Origin of the sequence: Ilyobacter sp., from assembly GCF_041583315.1 — a bacterium.
Taxonomy (GTDB): Bacteria; Fusobacteriota; Fusobacteriia; order Fusobacteriales; family Fusobacteriaceae; genus Ilyobacter.
This window is the reverse complement of record NZ_JBFHGC010000422.1, coordinates 1-2567: the sequence shown is the minus strand read 5'-3', so window position 1 is coordinate 2567 and position 2567 is coordinate 1. Positions and strand designations below refer to the sequence as shown.

Genomic DNA, 2567 nt, shown 5'->3' with positions numbered 1-2567 from the left:
TTTTCAGAAGACATTATATATAGATTTTCTCCATCAACTCTAGAAATCATTACATATTTCCCATTGATTTTTCTTGGAAAAAGAGCCATCCCTTTATTGGCCGCATACTTTCCGTTTAATGTTATGGCCTTATAGCTAAAAAAATCTTTAGTTTCCAATATTTGTGGCAGAATCTTAATTCCGTTATATGCAGTATAAGTGGCATAATACACCACTTCTCCATTATCATATTTAAATCTGACAAACCTAGCATCTTCTATTCCATTACTTTCATTTTGTGAACTAGGGAATATAATCCTTTCAGATAATTTTTGATCTATTTTAAACTGTAGCTCATAATTTGATTTTGCTAACCATAAAACAGTGTCTTTTAGATCATGAATTTTTTTTTCTGGGGATATATTTAAAAGAGCCTGGAGTTCAGACAAGCTGAATTCATCTGATAGTTGTTCTTTTAGATTTGATAAGGAGCTACAGTCTTCATGCATCTCATATAATTTCCAAAAGAATATATCTTTTTTATATACAGGATTATTCACGGCTACTGCCCTTTCTACAAAGGGACTCACCTCATCAAATTCAAAGTTCCCCTCTTTATCTACCAATCCGCCCCTAAACTCTATAGAGGACAGGTGTCCCTCTCCCACTGCTCTAAAACTCAATATAAATCTAATACTTCCTTCTGGGACCTGAGTTTGATCCGGATGTTTTACAATAGATGGATTAAAAAAAGCTGCTGATTGGACTGTATATTCTTGAGAAAAATAAGCTCCTAAAAGTGCTCTTTTCACATCACTTATTCTTTGATTTAAAGGAATATGTTTTTTTATTCTATTATAGTGTTTGTCCAGTGCATCCCAGATATTTTTGTGCCTTTCTGAGAAACCTTTTATTATATCCTGTAAAAGCGTATTAGCTTCCTCATCTGATAAGCTCAAAACCCGCGTTATGATATTCTCTATACGACCTTCACCTGAAGGCATATGAGATTTTATAATCACTCTTGAGGGATCTGGTTTAAATATCTTGTCTATCCTCCTTACATTTAATTTTCCCATTCTAATTTACCTCCTTTAAACACATATCTATCAGCTTATTTATATTGGCCTCTCCTACACACATGACACTGTCGGCTCCGCCCCAATATATCTTTAGTGTCCCATCCCCTTCATCCACTGCTCCACAGGTAAATACTACGTTTGGCACATAGCCTGTCATCTCCCAGGGATCTTCCGGTTGAAGTATCCACTCATCTGAAACTCCCAATACAATAGAGGGATCCTTCAAATCGTGAAGTGCCACCCCAAGTCTGTAAACAGATCCTGACATAGTTTTAAATACACCATGATATATATTTAGCCATCCTTTTTCAGTCTTTATAGGTGTAGCTCCAGGTCCTATTTTCATCTCATCCCAGTGGTATTTATGTGGTTGCATTATTAATTTTGATCTTCCCCAATGCACCAAATCCGGTGAGTAAGATATCCATATAGACCATTTAGATATCTCTGAATGAGGTCTGTCTAGTCTCACATACTGTCCGCCTATCTTTTCTGGAAATATAACCACATTTCTCAGATCCGCCTGGGTAATAAGAGCAACTCTTTCTATTTCCCTAAAATCAAGAGTTTTTGCCAGAGCTATCCTTACTCCATATTTTGAATAGCAGCTATAAGTTAAAAGGTATTCACCGTTGATTTCACTGATTCTGAGGTCTTCTACACCATATTCCTCATACTGGAAAAATACCGAATCTTTTTCCTTACAAGGCGTTAAAAAAGGCTTCGGTTCTACTTTAAAATTATAACCATCATCACTTTTAGCCATTCCTATAACTGATCTTCCATTTAGCAAATGGGAACGAAATAGCATAATATATTTATTTTTATATTTAACAATCCCTGCATTGTGAACTGTGGCTACAGGATACGGCACATCATCTTTAGTCAATATGGGATTTTTTTTATACCTTACCACCACTTCGTTCTTCACATATTTCCTCCTCGTTCTTTGAGGATTTTTTCATAGACTTTTATATATTCATCCACCATTCGGTCTACTGAAAATTTATCCTCTACAATCTTTCTGCATTTTTTTCTGTCTATGCTTGAGATATTTTCCAAGGCTCTTAGAGCTCCGTCTATGTCATTAACGAGAAATCCATTTATCCCGTCCTCTATAAGTTCAGGCATACTACCTTTGTTATATGCAATTACAGGTGTCCCACAAGCCATGGCTTCAACGACAGACAAACCAAAGGGTTCTTGGAAGTGTATAGGGTGGAGAAGAGCCAGTGCTTTACCTAGCAGCTCGTCTCTCTCTTCTGGGCCCACACTTCCTATATATGTAATCTGTTCATTCAGATGAGGCTCTACCTCATATTTAAAATACCCTTCATCTTGGATAATTCCTGCCATGATAAGTTTTTTATTGGATCTTTTGGCAATCTCGATAGCTTCCTTTGGACCTTTATCTCTGTGTAGTCTTCCAAAAAATAACAGATAATCTTCCGGTAAATCTCTGTATGTAAATTGATTTAGATCTATTCCGTGATATATCGTATCTAT

Annotated in this window: 3 protein-coding genes; all 3 read right to left on the bottom strand. The window is 36.1% G+C overall.

Features of this window, described 5'->3' with window-relative positions:
• Positions 1-1058: glycosidase (locus ABZA26_RS12385; protein WP_372714824.1), on the bottom strand; the 1058-nt coding region annotated here is incomplete at its 3' end.
• A 1-nt stretch (position 1059) separates the two neighbouring features.
• A complete protein-coding gene (locus tag ABZA26_RS12380) occupies positions 1060-1992 on the bottom strand; it encodes a glycoside hydrolase family 130 protein (RefSeq protein WP_372714823.1) in 933 nt (310 codons plus the stop codon).
• Positions 1989-2567: glycosyltransferase family 4 protein (locus tag ABZA26_RS12375; RefSeq protein ID WP_372714822.1), on the bottom strand; the 579-nt coding region annotated here is incomplete at its 5' end. The genes ABZA26_RS12380 and ABZA26_RS12375, both read right to left, overlap by 4 nt.